The organism is Bradyrhizobium guangxiense (assembly GCF_004114915.1).
Taxonomy (GTDB): Bacteria; Pseudomonadota; Alphaproteobacteria; order Rhizobiales; family Xanthobacteraceae; genus Bradyrhizobium; species Bradyrhizobium guangxiense.
This window is the reverse complement of sequence record NZ_CP022219.1, coordinates 823706-843423: the sequence shown is the minus strand read 5'-3', so window position 1 is coordinate 843423 and position 19718 is coordinate 823706. Positions and strand designations below refer to the sequence as shown.

At 65.7% G+C, this 19718-nt stretch carries 16 protein-coding genes; 8 read left to right on the top strand and 8 right to left on the bottom strand.

Annotated features, from left to right (window positions below):
• Positions 1-58 precede the first annotated feature (58 nt).
• Together X268_RS04070 and X268_RS04065 are read left to right on the top strand one after the other, a co-directional pair.
• A complete protein-coding gene (locus X268_RS04070) occupies positions 59-967 on the top strand; it encodes a PaaI family thioesterase (RefSeq protein WP_164937513.1) in 909 nt (302 codons plus the stop codon).
• Between the two features lie 94 nt (positions 968-1061).
• Positions 1062-1427: a hypothetical protein gene (locus X268_RS04065; protein ID WP_245477771.1), complete on the top strand. Its 366-nt coding sequence runs from the start codon at positions 1062-1064 to the stop codon at positions 1425-1427.
• A 76-nt stretch (positions 1428-1503) separates the two neighbouring features.
• Here the strand turns inward: X268_RS04065 and poxB are convergent, their stop codons facing one another.
• The 3 genes from poxB to X268_RS04050 all read right to left on the bottom strand — a co-directional run bounded on the left by poxB (position 1504) and on the right by X268_RS04050 (position 4909).
• On the bottom strand, positions 1504-3240 hold the full coding sequence (gene poxB / locus X268_RS04060; protein ID WP_128923729.1) for a ubiquinone-dependent pyruvate dehydrogenase: 1737 nt from the start codon (positions 3238-3240) through the stop codon (positions 1504-1506).
• Positions 3241-3348: 108 nt separating this feature from the next.
• Positions 3349-3981 (bottom strand): 2-dehydro-3-deoxy-6-phosphogalactonate aldolase, encoded by a 633-nt coding sequence (locus X268_RS04055; protein WP_128923728.1) that lies wholly within the window; start codon positions 3979-3981, stop codon positions 3349-3351.
• Between the two features lie 13 nt (positions 3982-3994).
• Positions 3995-4909: a 2-dehydro-3-deoxygalactonokinase gene (locus X268_RS04050; protein ID WP_128923727.1), complete on the bottom strand. Its 915-nt coding sequence runs from the start codon at positions 4907-4909 to the stop codon at positions 3995-3997.
• A 237-nt stretch (positions 4910-5146) separates the two neighbouring features.
• Here X268_RS04050 and X268_RS04045 point away from each other — a divergent pair, with 237 nt between their 5' ends.
• Positions 5147-6244 (top strand): LLM class flavin-dependent oxidoreductase, encoded by a 1098-nt coding sequence (locus X268_RS04045; protein ID WP_128923726.1) that lies wholly within the window; start codon positions 5147-5149, stop codon positions 6242-6244.
• Positions 6245-6301: 57 nt separating this feature from the next.
• The gene (locus X268_RS04040) at positions 6302-6856 is read left to right on the top strand and encodes a flavin reductase family protein (RefSeq protein WP_128923725.1); all 555 of its coding nucleotides are present in this window, start codon (positions 6302-6304) and stop codon (positions 6854-6856) included.
• A gap of 136 nt (positions 6857-6992) precedes the next feature.
• Here X268_RS04040 and X268_RS04035 read toward each other — a convergent pair whose 3' ends face one another.
• From X268_RS04035 to X268_RS04015, 5 genes are all read right to left on the bottom strand, one after another.
• On the bottom strand, positions 6993-8846 hold the full coding sequence (locus tag X268_RS04035; protein ID WP_164937512.1) for a sigma-54-dependent Fis family transcriptional regulator: 1854 nt from the start codon (positions 8844-8846) through the stop codon (positions 6993-6995).
• A gap of 227 nt (positions 8847-9073) precedes the next feature.
• Positions 9074-12379, bottom strand: coding sequence for an acetyl-CoA carboxylase family protein (locus tag X268_RS04030; protein ID WP_164937511.1), 3306 nt, complete (start codon positions 12377-12379; stop codon positions 9074-9076).
• Between the two features lie 12 nt (positions 12380-12391).
• The gene (locus X268_RS04025) at positions 12392-14113 is read right to left on the bottom strand and encodes an AMP-binding protein (protein WP_128923722.1); all 1722 of its coding nucleotides are present in this window, start codon (positions 14111-14113) and stop codon (positions 12392-12394) included.
• Positions 14114-14259: 146 nt separating this feature from the next.
• A complete protein-coding gene (locus tag X268_RS04020; RefSeq protein WP_128923721.1) occupies positions 14260-14916 on the bottom strand; it encodes an aspartate/glutamate racemase family protein in 657 nt (218 codons plus the stop codon).
• 1 nt (position 14917) lies between these two features.
• Positions 14918-15688, bottom strand: a complete 771-nt coding sequence (locus X268_RS04015; RefSeq protein ID WP_128923720.1) for a GntR family transcriptional regulator — start codon at positions 15686-15688, stop codon at positions 14918-14920.
• Positions 15689-15900: 212 nt separating this feature from the next.
• On the opposite strand from X268_RS04015, the gene X268_RS04010 reads away from it, so the two are divergent.
• The 4 genes from X268_RS04010 to X268_RS03995 are packed head-to-tail and all read left to right on the top strand — an operon-like array spanning position 15901 to position 19718.
• Positions 15901-17010 carry an ABC transporter ATP-binding protein gene (locus X268_RS04010; RefSeq protein WP_128923719.1) on the top strand — a complete coding sequence of 370 codons (1110 nt, stop codon included), beginning with the start codon at positions 15901-15903 and terminating at the stop codon, positions 17008-17010.
• Position 17011: 1 nt separating this feature from the next.
• Positions 17012-18061, top strand: coding sequence for an extracellular solute-binding protein (locus tag X268_RS04005; protein ID WP_128923718.1), 1050 nt, complete (start codon positions 17012-17014; stop codon positions 18059-18061).
• Positions 18062-18919, top strand: coding sequence for an ABC transporter permease (locus X268_RS04000; protein WP_128923717.1), 858 nt, complete (start codon positions 18062-18064; stop codon positions 18917-18919).
• Positions 18909-19718 carry an ABC transporter permease gene (locus tag X268_RS03995; protein WP_128923716.1) on the top strand — a complete coding sequence of 270 codons (810 nt, stop codon included), beginning with the start codon at positions 18909-18911 and terminating at the stop codon, positions 19716-19718. The genes X268_RS04000 and X268_RS03995 overlap by 11 nt, the downstream gene beginning before the upstream one ends.

The window sequence follows — 19718 nt, the reverse complement described above, 5'->3', positions numbered from 1 at the left end:
GCCCCCGGGGCCCATTCGGGGTTTTGCGCGAGGCCCGACACTGGTCTAGAACCTGGCCATGAGTACCACACCGACCACGCTTGCCTTCGAGGAACTCGCCGAGGCGATCAAGGGACGCCGTTCCGACTACGGCCATATCAGCGGGCTCCAGCTCGATCGCTTCGCGCCCGCCGAGGCCTGGTCGAGCCTACCCTACCGGCCCGTCTTCGTCGGCGACACCGAGACCGGCGTGCTGCATGGCGGTGTCGTCACCGCGATGCTGGACGAGAGCTGCGGCATGGCGGTGCAACTTGCGCTCGACGGCACGCGCGCGATCGCGACCCTCGACCTGCGCATCGACTACCAGAAGCCGGCAACGCCCGGCCTCGACATCAAGGCGCATTCGGTCTGCTACCGCACCACGCGCTCGATCGCCTTCGTGCGCTCCACCGCCTATCAGGAGTCCGAGGACGATCCGGTCGCAACCGCGACCGCCTGCTTCATGATCGGCGCCAACCGCACCAACATGCTGGCCGACCGCAGGATGGATGCGCTGGGCATCCCGACGCTGGAGGCGCCGGAGGATCCGGACGGGCCGTTCGCCCGCAGCCCGTTCGCGCGCTGGCTCGGCATCCGCGTCAACGACGACGGCACGCTGACGATGCCGTTCTCGCCGAAGATCATCGGCAACCCGATCCTGCCTGCGATCCATGGCGGCATGACCGGAGCCTTCCTCGAGACCACGGCGATCGTCGGGGTGGCGCGCGAGCTCGGCATCGCCGCGCCGCCAAAGCCGATCGGCCTCACCGTCAACTATTTGCGTTCCGGCCGCGCGCTCGACACGTTTGCCGACGTCTCGATCGTGAAGCAGGGCCGGCGCATCGTCGCATTCGAGGCGCGCGCCTGGCAGGACGATGCTACGAGGCCGATCGCCACCGCCTTCGGTCATTTCATGCTGCGCCCGGCGCCGGGAAGCGACGAGGAATAAGCTCATTTTGACTTGACGGCCACAGCTCCGGCCACAACGATAGCCCGTCCCCGCGAGAGGTATTGGATTTCGGCATCCGCTCGACATCATCGCCATGTTCGCCGCACTCTGGCTGCTGGCCTCGATGATGCTCGACGCGTTGACGCCGAAGGAGCTGACCGCGATCATGATCGGCGTCGCGATCGGGCCCGCGATCGTCATCACCGCCGTGTTCTACTATCTCCGCTGCCCGCGAACGGACTTTGCGGTGATGTTCGCGGCGCTCTGGCTGATCTCGGACATCGCCATCGCCTTCATCTCGCCGAAGGAGTTGCCGCACTTCTTGATCGTGCTCGGCTTCGTGCCGGCCCTGCTGATCGGCAGCGTGCTGCACTGGCAAGCTCTCACCTCTCCCCCGCGGGGACAGGTCGGATTGCGCAGCAATCCGGATGAGGGGCCGCAGCACCCGGCGAGACCTTGACCCCTCATCCGGATCGCATTTTCAATGCGATCCGACCTCTCCCTTTGGGAGAGGTGACCGCCGCGCCCAGCTGATATCACCGCGGCAGCAGGTTCGTCTTCGCGAGGTCCAGCACCTCGTCGCCGCGGCCGTTCATCACTGCGCGCAAGACCCAGAGGCTGAAGCCCTTGACCTGCTCGGCGGTGATGGTCGGCGGCATCGACAGCTCCTGCTTGGCGGTGACGACGTCGAGCAGCGCCGGCCCGTCATGCGCGAGCATCTCCTTCACCGCACCGGGAAGCTCGCCGGGATCCTCGACACGTCTGGCAAAGATGCCCATCGCGCGCGCCATCGCGGCAAAATCGGGGTTCTCCAGGTCGACATTGGTGTCGACGAAGCCCGCGGCCTTCATCTCCAGCGCGACGAAGCCGAGCACGCCGTTATTGAAGACGACCACCTTCACCGGCAGCTTCTCTTGCGTCAGCGTGATCAGGTCACCCATCAGCATGGTGAAGCCGCCGTCGCCGGATAGCGAGATGACCTGGCGGCCGGGCTGGGCAGCCTGCGCACCGATCGCCTGCGGCATGGCGTTCGCCATCGAGCCGTGCACGAAGGAGCCGATCAGGCGACGGCGGCCGTTCATGTCGAGATAGCGCGCGGCCCACACCGTGGGCGTGCCGACGTCGGCGGTGAACACCGCGTCGGCGGAGGCATGGTCGCTGATCACCTTGGCGAGATATTGCGGATGGATCGGCTTTCTTCCCCGCGTGCCCTTCGCAAGCGAGTCCAGCCCCTCTCGCGCCTTCTTGTAATGCGCGACGGCGCCGTCGAGATGCTTGCGCTGCGTCTTCGATTTCAGCAGCGGCAGCAGCGCCTCGATGGTGAGCTTGACGTCGCCGACGAGGCCGAGATCGATCCTGCACCGCCGTCCGAGGTTTTCGGGGCGGATGTCGATCTGCGCGACCTTCGCGTCGGTTGGGAAGAACTGCTTGTAAGGAAAATCGGTGCCGAGCATCACCAGCGCGTCGCAGGCATGCATGGCCGCGTAGCCTGAGGAGAAGCCGATGAAGCCGGTCATGCCAACGTCGTAGGGGTTGTCGTATTCGACATGCTCTTTGCCGCCGAGCGCGTGCACGATCGGGCTCTTCAGCGTCTCGGCAAGCTGCATCAAGGGCGCATGCGCGCCGGCGCAGCCGCGGCCGCAGAACAGGGTGATGCGCTCGGCACCGTTGAGGAGATCGGCCAGCGCCTTCAGCTCGTCCGCCTGCGGCACCACCTGCGGCGGAGACAGCGCAAGCCCGCGCGACGTCGTCAGCGCGCGCTTGGGCGCAGCGCGAAAGGCAATGTCGCCGGGCATGGCGACGACGGCGACACCGCGCAGGCCCACCGCCGCGCGGATCGCATTCTCCAGCACGAACGGAAGCTGGCTTTCATCGGCGACCAGCTCGCAATAATGGCTGCATTCGCGGAACAGGTTCTGCGGATGCGTCTCCTGAAAATAGCCGCCGCCGATTTCGGACGAGGGGATCTGCGCCGCGATCGCCAGCACGGGAACGCGGCTGCGATGCGCGTCGAACAGGCCATTGATCAGATGCAGATTGCCGGGGCCGCAGGAGCCCGCGCACACCGCCAGGTTCCCGGTCATCTCGGCTTCGCCGGCCGCCGCAAAGGCTGCGACCTCCTCGTGGCGGACATGGACCCATTCGATCGTGCCGCGGCGGCGCAGCGCCTCGGTCAGGGCGTTCAGGCTGTCGCCGACGATGCCGTAAATGCGCTTGACGCCGGCCTGTTCGAGCGTTGCCACGAACAGATCGGCCACGTTGTTGATCGCCATGTCGGTCTCCTGCTGCCCCGGTCACACTGCGCGATGTATCGGCATCAGCATCGCGGCAATATGAGGCACAATAAGCGATGTCAGGATCACGGCTAGTTTATTAGCGGTTCAGCCTTTCGCAATTGCCCGATCATAAGCCATGATTGTCGCTTTCGCGCGCGCCGCCACGTCGGCCGCACTCATTCCGGGCTTGTAGAGGCTGGAGCCGAGCCCGAACGCGATCACCCCGCCCTTGATGTATTCGGCAAAATTCTGGTCGGAAACGCCGCCGACGGCGGCTATCATCGCGCCTGCCGGCAGCACGGCGCGGATCGCGGCGATGCCGGAGACACCGAGCACGCTTGCCGGAAAGAATTTCAGGCCCGATGCGCCCGACCGCGCGGCCAGCAGCGCCTCGGTCGGCGAGAACACGCCGGGCAACGTCACCATGCCATGCTGATGCGCGCGCGCCAGCACCTCGGTGTCGACATTCGGAGAGACCATGAGCCTGCCGCCGACGTCGCTGAGACGATCGACATCCGCAGCGGCCAGCACCGTGCCGGCGCCGATCAGCACGCCAGCGGGCGCGAGCTTCACGGCCGTTGCAATGGAGCGGAACGGATCGGGCGAGTTCAAGGGAATCTCGATCGCGGTCATGCCGGCTTCGATCAGCACGCCGACAATGGCCTCGGTCTCCTCCGGCTTGACGCCGCGCAGGATCGCGACCAGCGGACGCTGCATCGACGGAAAGGGAGTGCTCATCTCAAGAGTCCTTCTATTTCGTCCAGATCGCGGCAGCCGCCATCGACAGGCCGCGTCGAACGGCTTCATCCGCATCGACCGGCTGCACGGTGATCGACAGGCCATCGAAGGCCAGTCGGTACAGCGTCGCAAGCCGGCCTGATGCAATCAGCGTGACACCTTCTTTCGGCACTGCGCCGGAAAGCCCCGCCGCCAGCTCGGCACCGATCAACGTGCCCGACAGCGTCTCGCGCGCCGCGGCGGGCGTGCCGCCGAACAGCAGCTGACGCGAGCGTGCCGTGAACAGGAGATTGGCGGCGAAGGCCGGCGCTTCAAAGGCAGCTTTCACCGCGACCTTGAAGCTCGCGACATCCTCGGCCTCATCGGCGCCCGCGACCGCGAGCGACAAGATGGTCTCGCGGCAGACCACGCTGAACAGCTCGCCGGTCATGAAGGTGGAGAAACGTTCCACGACGCCGTCCTTCACCCGCACCCATTTCGAATGCGTGCCGGGCATGCAGACCAGCGCATCGCCCGCCGCAGTGAGGCCGAGCGCGCCGAGCAGCTGTGTCTCCTCGCCGCGCATCACGTCCGGCGCGCTTTTATCGCGCTGCGCAATGCCCGGCAGGATGCGAATGTCGCGCGCTTCGCCGGGGACGCGCACGGCCTGTTTCAGGATCGCCGACAGCTGTGCAGGCGTGTCGACATAGCCGGCCTCGACCCAGCCGGTCTTCGCGCCCGCCATGCCGCAGACCAGAACCGGGAGATGATCCGGCGCCTCGATCGCCGCAAGATGCGCTTGCAGCACGGCGGGAAAGCCGGCCTTGGCGGCGGCGAGCATGCCTTCGCCGCTGCGGCGCTCGGCCAGCACCGCACCGGCCCGATCGACCAGCCAGAGCCGAAAGCTGCTGGTGCCCCAGTCCACCGCGACATAAGCCGGTTCGGTCATGCGAAACTATCCTCGTCTCACGGCCAAGACGCCGTCTCGCGACAATGAGACGACCCCTTCTCGGATCTTGGTCGAGATACCGGCAATTGCGCGGGCAAACCAGCCCTTTCTCTCCGATTTGAGCCTTCGTCGCGCTGGCACACCCTTGCTGAACCGCTGGCACAGCGCTTGCTCAAGCAGCCCTACTCACATCCGTGAACCGCGCAACAAGACGCGTCAATTGTGGAGAGGAAACCCATGGAGATTGGCTATTTCACGATGCCTTCGCATCCGCCGGAGTGCGGCCTGAAGGAAGGAAACGACTGGGACCTGCAGGTCATGCGCTGGCTCGACGAGCTCGGCTACCAGGAGGCCTGGGTCGGCGAGCACCATACCGCGCCCTGGGAACCCAATCCGACGCCGGATCTCTTGATCGCGCAGGCGTTGATGCAGACCAAGAAGCTTCGCATCGGGCCGGGCGGCTTCCTCTTGCCCTATCACCACCCGGCCGAGCTCGCCAACCGCGTCGCGATGCTGGACCATCTCTCCGAGGGCCGGCTCAATTTCGGCGTCGCCGCGAGCGGCCTGCCGAGCGACTGGGCGATGTTCAACGTCGACGGCATGAGCGGGCAGAACCGCGACATGACGCGCGAAGCGCTGGAGATCATCCTGAAGCTGTGGACCGAGCCTGCGCCCTTCACCCACAAGGGCAAGTTCTGGACGGTGAGCAAGCCGGACACGATGTTCGACTTCCTCAAGCCCCACATCAAGCCGCTGCAGGCGCCGCATCCGCCGATCGGCGTCGCTGGTCTGTCCAAGAACTCGGACACGCTGAAGCTCGCGGGCGAGCGCGGCTTCATCCCGATGAGCCTCAACCTCAACCCGGCCTATGTCTCGAGCCATTGGGACTCCGTCGAGGTCGGGGCGGCCAAGACCGGCCGCAAGCCGAACCGGCAGGACTGGCGTCTCGTGCGCGAGGTGTTCGTCGCCGACACCGATGAGGAGGCGTGGCGGCTCTCGACCGGCGACATGATGGGCCGGATGATGAGCGAGTACTTCCTGCCGCTGCTCGGCCATTTCGGCTTCAAGGATTATCTCAAGCACGCGCCCGATGTGCCCGACAGCGACGTCACGGTCGAATATTGCGCCAAGCGGAACTGGATCGTCGGCTCGCCCGCAACCGTCGCCGAGAAGATCGAGAAGATCTACGATGAGGTCGGCGGCTTCGGCGTGCTCCTGGTGTTCGGCTTCGACTACAAGCACAAGGCGGAAGCCTGGCACCATTCGCTCTCGCTGCTGAAGAACGAGGTGATGCCGCGCCTGGCGCATCTCGGCTCCGCGAAGAAGGCGGCTTGACCGCCAGCGGGTGCGGCGCAAACTTTCCGCACCCGCATCTATTTCGGAGACATCGACGTGACGGTCGACGCCAAGGATTTCAAGCAGGCGATGCGCCAATGCGCCGGTGCCGTGGCGCTGGTGACGGTCGGGGCCGAGCAGGGCAAGCGCACCGGGCTGACGGTGACCTCGGCCTGCTCGCTGTCGGACTCGCCGCCCTCGCTCATCGTCTGCGTCAACCGCAACGCCAGCGCTCATGCGCGCATCCGCGAGGAAGGCGCGTTTGCGATCAACTTCCTGCACGAGGATCACGCGCTGCTCGCGCTCACCTTCAGCGGCCAGAAGGGTATCAACGGCGACGACCGCTTTGCGTTCGGCCAGTGGACGCGCGGGGCGACGGGCGCCCCGGTGCTGACCGATGCGGTCGCGGCATTCGATTGCGTGCTCGCGCAGGAGTTCGAGACCACGACGCATTCAATCTTCGTCGGCGAGGTCCGCAGCGCCTCGCATTCCGCCGCCGCCACGCCGTTGGTGTACTTGCGCAGCAATTTCCACACGCCGCGCGAGATCCGCGAGAACATGACGATTGGCGACCTCGATGCCCGGCATCTGAGCTGGACGGATTTTTCGTAAGGGTTCTCCCCGCGAACGCAGTATCGTAGGGTGAGCAAAGCGAAGCGTGCCCACGTCCTGACTATTTGGTGAGATGACGTGGGCACGGCGCAAGTGCGCCTTTGCCCACCCTACGATTCCGGCCTCGCGGAGAATGCTACTGCGCCGTCTCGATCTTCATGGCCTTGATCTTGCGATACAGCGTCGCACGGCTGAGCTTGAGCGCGCGTGCGGCTTCGTTGACGCGGCCGCCATGCTTGCGCAGGGCCTCCACGATCGTGGCACGCTCGGCTGCTTCGAGGTCGGGCTCGGTCCGCCCGCCGAACGGCGGCAGGTCGAGATCGGCATCCGTGATGACGCCGTTCTCCGCGGTGCAACCGGCGAGCCGCAGCACGTGGCGAAGCTGGCGCATATTGCCGGGATAGGGATAGGCCGACAACAGCGACCAGGCCTGCTCTGAAAGCCTGCAGCCCGGGGCTTCCTCGCGCGCGATCTGGCGGATGATATCGTCGCGGTCGGCCCGCTCGCGCAGGGCTGGCAGCCGCACCGCAATGCCGCGCAGACGGAAATAGAGATCGGCGCGGAAGGCGCCCTCCTCCGCCATGCGGCCGAGGTCGCGGTGGGTGGCGCTGATCAGGCGGATGTCGACCGCCACGGGCTTGAGCGCGCCGAGCGGCCAGACCTCGCGGTTTTCCAGAACGCGCAACAGGCGCGTCTGCAGCGCGATCGGCATGTCGCCGATCTCGTCCAGGAACAGCGTGCCGCCATGGGCCTGCACGATCAGGCCCTTCGAGCCGTCGCGGCGCGCGCCGGTGAAGGCGCCGGCCTCATAGCCGAACAATTCGGCGTCGATCAGGCTCTCGGGCATCGCCGCGCAGTTCAGCGCGACATAATTGCTGCGCGCCCGGTTGCTCGCTGCATGAATGGCGCGCGCGAACACGTCCTTGCCAACGCCGGTCTCGCCCTGCAGCAGCACCGGCAGATCGCGATCGATAACGGCCCGGAGCCGCTTCACGCTTTTGACCATCCCGGGATCGCGGCCGGCGAGCCGGTGCAGCGCATCGAAACGGTCGACGGGTACATCACGGCGCGGCGCATGCGACCTTGCACGCATCGGCGGGGCAACATGGCCGCGGCCCAGCGGACTGCCGTCGGCGCGCCGCAGCTCGACCATCTCGTCCGCACCGCGCGCGGCGTGATGATCGAACCTGATGTAGCGCGACAGGTCGATGCCAGAAGCGATCAGGCCATCGGTGAGGTCGAGCAGCGCACGCGCAGAGCGGCAGGGGCCGACGATGCGGCGGTCGTCGTCATAGGCGATCAGGCCGCTGCCGCCGTCGCCGGGCACGGTCGCGATCCAGGCGTTGCGGAAATGGCCGCGGAAGATCGCGCCCTCCATCCGCCGCGTCGCCTCCATCGTCACTGCGAGCGCAAGCTGGTGCGCCGCACGCTCCAGATCCTCGCGGCAGGAGGTGATGTTCACCGCACCTGCAAGACGTCCAGCCTGGTCGAACAGCGGCGCCACGGCGCAGGAGAACATGTGCCATTGCGCGCGAAAATGCTCGTCACGATGCACCAGGATCGGCTTCTCTTCGGCGAGCGCAGTGCCGAGCCCGTTGGTGCCCTCGAAGGTCTCGGCGAAGTTCGAGCCGGTGTAGATCTTCCAGTCCAGAAACATCCTTGCGTCGGCTTCCCCCGGCAGTCGACTGAACAGCATGGTTGCGTTCGCGTCAGCAAGATTGACGCAATAGCCGGCCTCACGCAGCACCCGCGCCAGGTTTTCGAGCTCCGGCGTCGCAAGCCGGATCAACTGCTCCATCGGCTCGGCGACATGCCGGATTTCGGCTTCGGTCAGCGTCTGCGGCGGTCCCCAGCGGGCGGGATCGAGCTTGTGGTTGATCAGGGAGCGCCGCCAGGAATTGGCAATTCGCGAAGAGGCATCCACGTCGGCCACATGATTGGCGACCGACAAGACACGGGCGACATGGTTCGAGGCCGAAAGGCTGGCCATCGCGGACGTCTCCACCCTGTATTATTGTGCAAAGTCTGGCACCACAGGCGGGGATGTCAATCGGGAACAGGGAGCGGGGACTCGGTGTGCTGCCTCTTCTCGTCATTCCGGGGCGATGCGAAGCATCGAACTATGGTGCGCAATTGCGCACCTGAGAAGCCCGGGATTCCGGGTTCGCGCTTACGCGCGCCCCGGAATGACGTCACATTGCTATTGCTGCACTGCGCTCACCACGTGTCGATGCACGGCCGCTTCTTCCCGGTTCTGGCCGGCGGCTTCGGCACCGAACGGAGCCCGGCCATGATCCAGCGCCGCGTTTCGGCGGGGGCGATGACGTTGTCGATCTCGAACACCGAGGCGATCGAGACCGCCTTGCCGTTGGCATAGAGCTCGGCGACCTTGTTGCGGTAGTAGGTCTCGCGCTCCTCGGGGTCGGCGATCGCCTCCATCTCCTTGCGGAAGCCAAGGCGGACATAGCCTTCGAGCCCCATGCCGCCGAACTCGCCGGTCGGCCAGGCCGCGGTGAAGAACGAGGCGTGAAAGCCGCCGCCGATCATCGACTGCGCACCGAGGCCATAGCCCTTGCGCAGCACGATGCCGAACAGCGGCACGGTGAGGCTGGCGCCGGTCACGAACATGCGGGAGACATGGCGCACGATTGCGGTCTTCTCGGCTTCCGGGCCGACCATGAAGCCGGGCGTGTCGCAGAGCGAGACGATCGGCAGATCGAAGGCGTCGCAGAGCTGGAGGAAGCGCGCGGCCTTGTCGCCGGCATCGGCATCGATGGCGCCGCCGAGATGGCGCGGATTGTTGGCGATCAGGCCGAACGGCTTGCCTTCGATGCGGATCAGCGCGGTGATCATGCCAACGCCGTAGTCGCGGCGCAGCTCCAGCGCGCTGTCCTTGTCGGCGACGAGGTCGATCACGCTGCGGATGTCGTAGACGCGCAACCGGTTCTCGGGGATGGCGCGGCGCAGCAGGCGTTGGTCGGCGGCCTCCCAATCCGTCACCGCGCCCTGGAAATAGGACAGATACTTCTGCGCAACCCTCGTCGCCTCCTCCTCATCCTCGACCAGGATATCGATGACGCCGTTCGGCGACTGGAACGAAACCGGGCCGACCTCGGCCGGATGATAGACCCCGAGGCCGCCGCCCTCGATCATGGCGGGACCGCCCATGCCGATCGAAGCGTTCTTGGTCGCGATGATGACATCGCAGCAGCCGAGCATCGCGGCGTTGCCGGCAAAGCAATAGCCGGAGACGACGCCCACCACCGGCACGAGGCCGGAGAGCCTTGCGAACTGCACGAAGGACGGGCCGTCGAGGCCGGTCATGCCGAGCCGGTCGGTGTCGCCAGGCCGGCCGCCGCCACCTTCGGCATAGAACACCAGCGGCACGCGCCAGTCTTCCGCCAGCGTCAGCATGCGGTCGATCTTCTTGTGATTCATGTGGCCCTGCGTGCCCGCGAGCACGGTGTAGTCATAGGCCACGACGATGCAGCGCGCGCCCTCGGGCCCGAACTTCTCGGCGTTCACCGTGGCGACGCCCATGACGAGGCCGTCGGCCGGCGTGTTCTTGATGAGGTCGTCGAGCTTGCGCCGGCGTCGCTGCGCCGCGATCGCAAGGCTGCCGTACTCCATGAAGGAGCCGTCGTCGACGAGCTGGGCGACGTTCTCGCGCGCGGTGCGCTGGTTGGTGTTGCGGCGCCGCTCGACCGAGGCCGGGCGGTTTTCGTCGAGCGTGTTGGCCTGGCGTGCGATCAGCTCGGCGAGGTCGGGGCGGATGTGGTCAAGATCGATATCCACTTCCTGCGCCGCGCTATCGGCCGCAACGTCGAGCGGTTCGAGATACATGATCGCTTCGCCATGCAGCAGCGTGTCGCCGTCGCCTGCGACGAGTTTTGTCACCCGTCCGCCCTGCTCGGCCATCACGAGATGCTCCATCTTCATGGACTCGATCACGGCAAGCTGCTGGCCCGGGCGTACGATCTCGCCTTCCTTCACCTGGATGGTGACGATGGTTCCCTGCAGGGGCGCCGCAACCATTACCGTGCCTTCCGGCACGACCTGTGCGACATGCCCTTCCGTGCCGTGCGCGCTGCCCCGCTCCGTCGCGGCAAAATAGAGCGGCTTTGCCGCGCCATCGGCGGCATCGACGAGCTTTGCGATATTGCGGTCGATGAAGTCGGTCGCGATGCGGTTGGTCCTGAAATCGGGATGCGCGAGCACCGCCTGAAGGAAGGCGATGTTGGTGACGACGCCGTCGATCCGGAATTCGCGCAAGGCGCGCGAGGCCTTGGCGACGACGTCGTGCCAGGCCTCGCCCGGCGTATGCACGATCACCTTGGCCAGCAGCGAGTCGAAGGCGGCGCTGGTCTTGTAGCCGGCATAGCCAAAACTATCGACCCGAACGCCGGGGCCCGACGGCGGCTCGAACACGGCGAGCACGCCGCCGGTCGGATGCGTTGCGCCCGTCTCGTCCAGCGTCTCCATGTTGACGCGAAGCTGCATGGCATGGCCGCGCGGTTTCGGGATCGAGCCCTGCGCAAGACCCAGCGAAGCCAGCGTGCTGCCTGCGGCGACCGCGAGCTGGGCGCGGACGAGGTCGACACCGAGCACCTCTTCGGTCACGGTGTGCTCGACCTGGAGCCGCGGGTTGGCCTCGATGAAGGCGAAGCTGTCCTCGGCGGTGCCGTCGACCAGGAACTCGAATGTGCCGAGATTGTCGTAAGAGGCGGCCGTCGCAAGCTGCTTTGCCGCATCGATGATGCGGCCGCGCAAGGGATCGCTCAGGGACGGGCTCGGCGCGACCTCGACCAGCTTCTGATGCCGGCGCTGGATGGTGCATTCGCGTTCCCAGAGATGAGAGATCGCGCCATGCTTGTCGCCGATGATCTGCACCTCGATATGGCGCGCCTGCCGGATCAGCCGCTCGGCATAGACGCCATCGAAGCCGAAGGCCGCCGTGGCCTCGGACTGGCAGCGCGCATAGGCCTCCGCAAGATCGCCCGCGTTCTCCACCACGCGCATGCCGCGCCCGCCGCCGCCGGCAATCGCCTTGATCACGATCGCCGCATTGCTGCCGAGCGAAGCGAAGAACGCCGCAATCTCCTCCAGCGAGGAAGGCCCGCTGGTGCCGGCGATGATCGGAACGGCGCAGCGTTTTGCCAATTGCCGCGCCGCGACCTTGTCGCCAAACAATTCGAGCGCGGCCGGTTTGGGCCCGACGAAGGCAATGCCTGCATCGGCGCAGGCCTTGGCGAATGCCGCGTTCTCGCTGAGGAAACCGTAGCCGGGATGCACGGCATCACAGCCCGCGCTGTTCGCCGCCTTCACCACCGCATCGATATCGAGATAGGCCCGGGCGCCGCGACCGGGGATTTCGACCGCCTCGTCGGCCACACGCACGTGCAGCGACAGCGCATCGTCGGCGGGATGGATCGCAACGGTCGCAATGCCGGCGTCGGCCGCCGCGCGCGCGATACGGATGGCGATCTCGCCGCGATTGGCGATCAGGAGCTTTTTGAACGACATCGTCTCTCTCATTCAGACAGCAGCAGGACAATTTGGGTCGAGGTCCTGCTTCTTCACCTTGCCCGTCGCCGTCAGCGGCAGGGCCTCGATAATGCGCACGTCCGGAACCTTGTAGATGGCCATGCGCTCGGCGCACCAGGCGCGCAGATCCTCCGCGGAGATGGTGCCGACCGCCTCCGGCTTGAGCTGGATATAGGCCACCGGCACCTGGCCCTTGTCCGGATCGTCGCGCCCGACCACGCCGGAGCCCAGCACCTTCGGGTGCTGGCCGAGCAGCGCCTCGATCTCCGGCGGAAACACGCTCATGCCCTTGACCTTCAGCATCTCCTTTCGGCGGCCGAGGAAGTGCAGGAAGCCGTCCTTGTCGATGGTGCCGATATCGCCGGTGCGCAGCCAGCCGTCGATCAGCGACTCCGCGGTCGCCTCCGGCTTGTTCCAGTAGCTCTTGAGCAGCGAGGGCGTGCGCACGCGGATCTCGCCTTCCGCGCCGAGCGGCAATAGCGCGCCGGTCTCGAAATCGGTGATCTTGAACTCGGCGCCGGGCACCGGCAGGCCGACGAAGATCGGCTGATTGTTGAGATCGAAATCGTCGTCCTGGAAGCCTGATGTGAACGTGTTGGAGGTGTGGGTCTCGGTCATGCCCCACGCTGCCTCCATCAGGATCGTGCCGGTCAGATCCTTCCAGCGCTTGCGATAATCGGCGTTGAGCTTCTTGACGAAGGAGACGACACGCACCTGCTGCAGGGACGACAGATCGAAGTCGCGCCAGCGCGGATGGTCCATCAGCTCGACTGCGCCGTCGACCGGCATCGCTGTGATGGTGACCTTGTACTTGTCGATCGCCGCCATCGCGCCGACGGCATCCCAGCGCGCGAGCAGCACCAGCGTCGCGCCGGAGAACAGCGGGAAGATCAGGCCAAAGTTCTCGCCCGCGATCCAGAACTCGGGAAAGAACGACAGGAACACGCTGCTCTCGTCCGACAGCACCGAGATGCCGTAATTGGCAGCAGCGGTGTAGACCATGTCGCGATGGGTATGGACGCAGCCCTTGGGCATGCCGGTGGTGCCGCCGGTGTAGTTGAGTGCGGCGACGTCATCGAGCCCGGGCGGTGGCAGCGGCATAGGTGCGGACATTGCCGCGAGCGCGGGCAACAGATCGGTCGCGTCCGGCACTGCGACGCGCGGCATGCGGATCGAGTCCGGCGCGGGAAATGCCGGCGCAGCAGGAACGACGTCGGCAAAGCTGGTGACGATGATCTCGCGCAGGCGCGCCTCGCCGCGGACCTGCTCGACGACGGGCATGAGCTGGTCGAGCGCGACGATCACCTCGGCCTGGGTGTCGTTGAGTTCGTAAGACAGCTCGAACGCGCGCGACAACGGGCTGACCGGGACGTGGATCGCGCCGAGCTTCAAGATGCCGAAGAACACGACGTGGAATTGCGGGCAGTTCGGCAGGAACACCGCGACGCGGTCGCCCTTGCCTACGCCCTTGGCCGCCAGCAGCGCCGCAAAGCGGTCGCTCTGCCGGTCGAGATCCGCATAGGTCGTGACGTGGCCGTAAAAGATCACCGCGGGACGCTCGGGACTGCGTTTCGCCCAGGCGCGCAGATATTCCGTCAAGGGAACTTCGCCGTGCAGATAGTTCGGCGACCGCGGCATGCCTTTCGGCCAGGCCCTGTCCCACAGGCCACGCAAGGTTGCGAGGTAGTCCTTCTCGTCGAGGCCCGCGTTCATGACGTCCTTCCCGTGCTGCGTTTCTTAGCGCGAGGCACGCCCATGCCGTCACGCGACCTCGTTACACGTCGAGCACGGCAGAGTTCATGTCAAGGAAAACAGTTTTCCGCATCACGGTCGATGCCGCGACGCGGAAAAATCAGACGTTATGCTGAAACGAGGCGAATGATCCGCCGCACGGCCGACGGGATCGGCGTGATGACCGGCACGGTGAACATCGGCTGAAGCTCGCGTGCCGCTTCACCTAGCGGCCCACCGCCGATGATCACCGCCTCCGCCTCGTCCTGCGCAATGCAGGTCTCGACCGCGGCGGCAAGAGCGGCGCGCAGCCGTGCGGGATCGTGCATGAGCTCATGCGGATCTCCGCCGGCAACGCGCGTGCCGGTGTAGAGCGATCGCAACCCCAGCGCATCAGGCAATGCATCGATCTTCGCTTTCAGCAGCGGCGTCGTAGTCGCCACGCCGAACCGGCGACCGTCCTCGGCAGCTTCCAGCATCGCGGATTCGCCGATGCCGATGGCAGGCAGCTTCATCGCGGCCTTGATCCCGGCGAGACCGGGATCGCCAAATGCCGATACGATGATGCCGTCGCACTCACAGCTGTTGACCCGCGCGATCTCCTCGACCTCCGGCGCAGATGCTTCCAGCGCATCCGCCGAGACGATCATCCCGGGCGCACGCGTCGCGGTGGCCCCGACAATGTCGAAACCATCGGCGGCAACGGACCTCGCAATCACCACCATCATGGCTGTGGTCGCCTCATTGCTGTTCGGATTGATCAGGAGGATGCGCCGGCCGCCCATGCTATGCGCCGGCCCGCACTCGCGCGCCGATCTCCTTGAAGATCGCGGTCAATTCGTCGACCTCGTCCTCGCCCTCCGTCGGCCGGATCCGTTGCTCCATCTCCTCGATGTGATGACGCATGGCGAGGATCGCGCCGGCCTTGTCGCGCGCGAGGATCAGTGCGCCGATGTCGGGATGTGCATCAGGCGAGCAATCCGGCTCGCCCGGCTGCTCGAAGGTCGCGATCGCCAGCGACGTCCGCAGCATCAGCTCGCGCGACATCTCCAGCAGCACGCGGTTGCCCGCGAGCTTGGCGACCAGGATGTGGAATTCCGCCGTCAGCGACAGCGAGGCCCAACGGTCGTTGCGATCGTGACGCGCCTCGCGCTCCATATGCGCCTTCAGCTCGGCCCTGCCGGCTTTGTCCAGCCGGTCGATTGCGGCGCTCACGGCTGCGGTCTCGATGATGCGGCGCGCGGCAAAGATATCCTGCGCCTCCTCCCAGCTCGGCCGATACACGAAGGCGCCGCGGTTGGGGATCTGCATCACCACCTTGCGCGAAGCGAGATGGGACAGCGCCTGGCGGATGTGAATCCGCGTGGTGCCGAACGCAGAGGCGAGCTTGTCCTCGCCGAGCTTGGCCCCCGGCTTGAGCCGCTTCTGGCTGATCGCGGTCAAAATGCCCTGCACCACCGGATCGTCGTCGATACTGCGCGGATCGACGGCCTCCGGCTCCCTGTGTTTTGGCTCGGAGCGGTTCGGCCTGCGCTTGAGGGGACGGATTCGCTTCATGTCTCGCTTTTACAGCATTCCGACAAACCGCCGCAGCCCATTTTTTATACAAATCTGCCGCCAAAATGTTCACAATATATTTGATATATTGGCGCCAATTTTCGGCACCAATATGTTTAACAAGCTGTCCAACGCCTTAGCGAGCAGACTGCGCTGGCACGGCGATTGCTACCCCTCCTTGCGCAGGACATCGCGAAGGACGGAGCTGGGCGTTGGGTGACGTGCGTGGACATTCGCTCGATCTGAAAGGCATCGGCCACGCCTTCGGCGCGACGGTTGCGCTGGACGAGATCAATCTCGCCGTCGCGGCCGGCGAGCTGATCGCGCTGCTCGGGCCTTCCGGCTGCGGCAAGACCACGATGCTGCAGATCATCGCGGGCTTCCTGCGTCCATCCAGGGGCGAAGTCCGCTTCGATGGCGCGCGGGTCGAGCACATCCCCGCCAATCGCCGCCGCATCGGCGTGGTGTTCCAGAACTATGCGCTGTTCCCGCATCTGAGCGTATTCGAGAACGTCGCCTACGGATTGCGCGCACGCAAGCGGCCGAACGCCGAGGTCGCGGCGAAGGTCGAGCAGATGCTCGGCCTCGCCCAGATGGCGGCGTTCGTGCGGAGGCTGCCCGGAGAACTCTCAGGCGGACAACAGCAGCGCGTGGCGCTGGCGCGCGCGCTTGCGATCGATCCGGGCCTCGTCCTGCTCGATGAGCCGTTCTCCGCGCTCGACAAGAATCTGCGCCTGGACATGCAGATCGAGATCAAGAGCCTGCTGAAGACCTTTGGCGTCACCTCCATCATCGTCACGCACGATCAGGAGGAGGCGCTGTCGATGGCCGACCGCATCGTCGTCCTCAACAAGGGGCGCGTCGAGCAGATCGACAGCCCGGATGCGCTCTACGACCGCCCGGCGAGCCTGTTCATCTCGAGCTTCATCGGCCACACCAATCTGCTTCGCGGTACCGTCACGGACACCGACCGCGTGCAGCTGGACGCCGGGCCCGAGATCGATCTCGGCCGTTCGGTTCAGCGCAGGCGCGGCACGCCGGTGACGCTCTCCGTCCGGCCTGAAAACATGGCGTTCGGCGCCGAACGGCCCGGCGCCATCCCCGTCACGATCCGCGCCACCGTGCCGCTTGGCGCCGTCAGCGTCACCGAGGGTGTCACCGCGAGCGGTGAGGCCGTGAAGATCAGCCAGGCGCGCGCCGCCGGCATCGCGAAGGCACAAGCCGGAGAGACGGCCTGGCTCGCAATCTCCGATGTCTCGCGCGTCAGCATTTTCAGCACGCCGGTCGACGGCGTTTCCAAGCATCAGCAAAGGAGTGTTTGACATGAGCCTATCCCGGAGATCGCTGCTCACCTCGGGTTCGGCCGTGCTTGCGGCGGCAAGCCTCGGATGGCCGACATCATCGCGCGCCGCCACTTCGATCGTGGCCACGACCTATCCGGGGAGCTTCGACGAAGCCTTCCGCTCGGTGGTCGGGCCGGCCTTCAAGAAGACCAGCGACAGCGGTGTCACCTTCACGCCGCTGCTGGGCGTCGACCAGATCGGCAAGATCCAGGCCTCGCGCAACGCCCCGCCGTTCGACGTGGTGCTGTTCGACGAGGGCCCGCTGATCCCGGCGATCGCGAGCGGCGTGCTGGAGAAATTCCCGGTCGAGCAGTCGAAATCGTTTGCCGACATTCCCAGCGCGTTCCGTCATCCGGACGGTTACGCGCCTGTCATCACCTGTCAGCTGATCGGCATCGCCTACAACCCGAAGAAGATCACGACGCCGCCGACCTCGTGGGAGGATCTGTGGAAGCCGGAATACAAGGGCCGCGTCGGCATCACCGGGCTCGGCTCCAGCCTCGGCACCGCCTTCATGGTTGAGATCGCCAAGCTGAACGGCGGCTCCGAGACCAATATCGAGCCGGCCTTCGAGGCAATGAAGAAGCTGCTGCCGAATGTCGGGGCGATCGCCGCGTCGCCCGGCGCGCTGGCGGCGTTGTTCCAGCAGGGCGAGATCGATATCGCCTTCAATTTCTGGAACAACGTTGCGCTGCTCGCCGCCAAGGGCGTCGACATCGCTTTCGCCAAGCCGAAATCCGGTGCCGTCGTGATCCGCACCAGCGCGCAGATCGTCAAGAACAACCAGGATCCGAAGGCGGTGCTCGACTATCTCGACACGGTGATGTCGGTCGAGACGCAGAAGGGGATCGAGGCCGCTCCCTGGGTGATGATGCCGACCAATGGCAAGGTGGCGCTGACCGGCGCGAATCTCAGCGTCGCCAAGAGCGTGGACGACCTCGTCGCCAACAATGTGCTGCTCGATTGGACCAAGTTCCAGCCGCTGCGCGGCGAATGGATCACCCGCTTCAGCAAGGAAGTGAAGATCTGAATGACGCCGGCAAGCACGAGCACATCGAGACAGATGCTGCCAGTGGTTCCGCTGGCGGCGCTGTTCTTCGCAGCCTTCGTGCTGCCGCTGATTGCGCTTGTTGTGATCAGCCTGTTCCGCACCCCCCAATTCGCGGAATTGTCGCTGGCGCAATATCTCCGATTCTTCTCCGATCCCTTCAGCCTCAAGGTACTGACGGACACGCTGTGGCTGGGGGCGGAGGTCGCACTGGCGACGCTGATCCTCGCCTACCCGCTCGCACTAGTTTATGTCGCGAGCGGCCCGTTCATGCGCACCCTGATCACCTTCCTGATCATGCTGCCGCTCTTGACCAGCACGGTGGTGCGAACCTTTGCCTGGATCGTCATCCTCGGTCGCGACGGCATCGTCAATTCGGCCATGCTGTCGCTGGGGCTCTGGCAGGCCCCGGCCCGCCTGCTTTACTCCTGGGAGGGCATGGTTCTGGCGCTGACGCAGATCCAGCTTCCCCTGATGGCGCTGCCTGTCATCAACAGCCTGCTGCGGCTCGACGGCAATCTGACGCGCGCGGCAGAGGGGCTGGGCGCGAGCCGCGCCCGCATCTTCATCACCGTCATCCTGCCGCTGACGCTGCCGGGCGCCATCGCCGGCTGGCTGCTCGTATTCGCTGCCGCTGCGACCGCCTTCATCACCCAGACATTGGTCGGCGGTGGGCGCATCATTTTGATGCCGTCCTATATCTACCAGCAGGCCGTCGGCGTGCAGGACTGGCCGTTCTCGGCCGCTCTGTCGCTGACCTTCACGCTGGCAGTGACCGGCATCGTGTTTGCCATCGGTGCACTGTCCCGCCGCTACGTACGAGGCGTCGATGCAGCGTAGTCTCGTTGACCGGATCTACTCCACCGTCGTCGGTACAATCACCAGCTTCGGCATGCTGTTGCTGCTGGCGCCGACGCTGGTCGTACTGATGATTTCCTTCACTGGCGGCATCACGCTGAAATTCCCACCACCAAGCTGGTCGCTGCGCTGGTATGTCGAGCTGCTGCAGTCGCAGGAGATCATCGAGCCGGCGCTGACCAGCCTCAAGGTCGCAGCCATCGCGACGATCCTCTCGGCCGTGCTCGGCGGCGCAGCCGCGCTGGGGCTTGCGCGAAGCAAGTTGAAGATCGCGCGTGTGCTGGATGCGTTGTTCATGTCGCCGATGGTGCTGCCCGCCATGGCCTTCGGCCTGTCGCTGCTGCTGGTTTTCAACCTGCTCGGCATTCGCCTGTCGGCGGCGACGCTGGTCCTCGGCCACACCATCATCTGCGTGCCCTTCGTGATCCGGATGGTCGGCGCCTCGGTGCAGCAACTCAATCCGGTGCTGATCACCTGCTCGCTCAGCCTCGGCGCCAGCCGCTGGTACACTTTCCGCCGGGTCACGCTGCCGCTGATCCGCCGCGGCATCGTCGCGAGTTGCTTCGTTGCGTTCCTGACCTCGTTCGACAATGTTCCGGTGTCACTGTTCCTGGCCGATGCGCGCACCGAGGTGCTGCCGATCAAGCTCTGGGCCATTCTCGAAGGCAGCCTCGACGTGCGCGTCGCCGCCGTCTCCGGCGTCATCGTGCTGCTGACTCTGGCCGGCCTCGTTTGCGCCGAAATCTTCGGCGGTGTCAGCCGCCAGATCGGGAGCCGCTGA

Excerpts from the sequence above, each read along its gene's own strand:
- X268_RS04070 (WP_164937513.1), top strand. The coding sequence starts at position 59 with ATGAGTACCACACCGACCACGCTTGCCTTCGAGGAACTCGCCGAGGCG.
- X268_RS04065 (WP_245477771.1), top strand. The coding sequence starts at position 1,062 with ATGTTCGCCGCACTCTGGCTGCTGGCCTCGATGATGCTCGACGCGTTG.
- poxB (WP_128923729.1), bottom strand. The coding sequence starts at position 3,240 with ATGGCGATCAACAACGTGGCCGATCTGTTCGTGGCAACGCTCGAACAG.
- X268_RS04055 (WP_128923728.1), bottom strand. The coding sequence starts at position 3,981 with ATGAGCACTCCCTTTCCGTCGATGCAGCGTCCGCTGGTCGCGATCCTG.
- X268_RS04050 (WP_128923727.1), bottom strand. The coding sequence starts at position 4,909 with ATGACCGAACCGGCTTATGTCGCGGTGGACTGGGGCACCAGCAGCTTT.
- X268_RS04045 (WP_128923726.1), top strand. The coding sequence starts at position 5,147 with ATGGAGATTGGCTATTTCACGATGCCTTCGCATCCGCCGGAGTGCGGC.
- X268_RS04035 (WP_164937512.1), bottom strand. The coding sequence starts at position 8,846 with ATGGCCAGCCTTTCGGCCTCGAACCATGTCGCCCGTGTCTTGTCGGTC.
- X268_RS04030 (WP_164937511.1), bottom strand. The coding sequence starts at position 12,379 with ATGTCGTTCAAAAAGCTCCTGATCGCCAATCGCGGCGAGATCGCCATC.
- X268_RS04025 (WP_128923722.1), bottom strand. The coding sequence starts at position 14,113 with ATGAACGCGGGCCTCGACGAGAAGGACTACCTCGCAACCTTGCGTGGC.
- X268_RS04020 (WP_128923721.1), bottom strand. The coding sequence starts at position 14,916 with ATGGGCGGCCGGCGCATCCTCCTGATCAATCCGAACAGCAATGAGGCG.
- X268_RS04015 (WP_128923720.1), bottom strand. The coding sequence starts at position 15,688 with ATGAAGCGAATCCGTCCCCTCAAGCGCAGGCCGAACCGCTCCGAGCCA.
- X268_RS04005 (WP_128923718.1), top strand. The coding sequence starts at position 17,012 with ATGAGCCTATCCCGGAGATCGCTGCTCACCTCGGGTTCGGCCGTGCTT.
- X268_RS04000 (WP_128923717.1), top strand. The coding sequence starts at position 18,062 with ATGACGCCGGCAAGCACGAGCACATCGAGACAGATGCTGCCAGTGGTT.
- X268_RS03995 (WP_128923716.1), top strand. The coding sequence starts at position 18,909 with ATGCAGCGTAGTCTCGTTGACCGGATCTACTCCACCGTCGTCGGTACA.